Source organism: Chryseobacterium sp. S90, from assembly GCF_047444895.1.
Lineage (GTDB): Bacteria > Bacteroidota > Bacteroidia > Flavobacteriales > Weeksellaceae > Chryseobacterium.
Genome location: NZ_JBLGCX010000019.1, coordinates 1 through 878 on the forward strand (window position 1 = coordinate 1; position 878 = coordinate 878).

Below are 878 nucleotides of genomic sequence, written 5' to 3' on the forward strand. Positions count from 1 at the left end.
CCAAATAAATTTCAATAAAAGATAAAAAGCCATAAGAGAAAATAACATGTTAATGGCTATGGGAATACTTTGTAACGGAAGATCATTAAAACCAATCAGTTGAAGAAAAAAAGTTAGCGGGATAGATAGAATACTGTATAATGGAGAGGTTGATACAAACGATCTTTCTCCGTAGTTCCACACCATTCCCAGACCTCTTAAAACATTTTCTGTTTGATAAGTTATTGCTAAACCATCCGATGAAACCCATCTAAATAAATAGACAAGTAAAAAATAAATAATTCCCGTATTGACTAATACCCAAAATTTCAAATTTTTTAAAATATTCATATTAAATTATCTTTAAATATTATTTTCAATTTTTTAAAATTGTTTGTATCATAAATATGTGCGGTAATAAAAAACAGTAAATGTGCTTGTTGAAAGACTTTTGAAATGGCACTTTTCTTAACATTTTTTTGCAACATCGTGAATAAAAATCTAGAGACAGTTGTCATCATAAACCTAAATTTCAGCATCTGGAAGCTGAATTGAAAAGTCGTTAACTACTTTACCTGTCGTTAAAGCTTTATTATAACAAGGTGTAAGAACTCCTGTTTTTTAAATCCATTTGAAATTTTTTATTTACATTTTTTAAATGTTAAACCTTTTCAGAAGGTGCCTCAATTATACTGTCCCTTCTGAATAGAAGCTTGATATTATTGCAAAGGCAAAAAACAAATAACGATTTTCATCTGTTTATAATCTCTATTTGTTAACTATTTGTTAACTTTTAATTAGAAACAACTAATAAAACTGTATTTCCAACTCTGGCAAATCTAATATTTCAAAATGTAATAATTTAGCTAAACACACTAGTATTATCACTAGACAAGTGT

Annotated in this window: 1 protein-coding gene; it reads right to left on the bottom strand. The window is 27.4% G+C overall.

All coding sequences use genetic code 11. The features are described 5' to 3' along the window. Positions 1–330: hypothetical protein (locus tag ACLMCG_RS23075; protein WP_413961447.1), on the bottom strand; the 330-nt coding region annotated here is incomplete at its 3' end. Between the last annotated feature and the right edge of the window lie 548 nt (positions 331–878).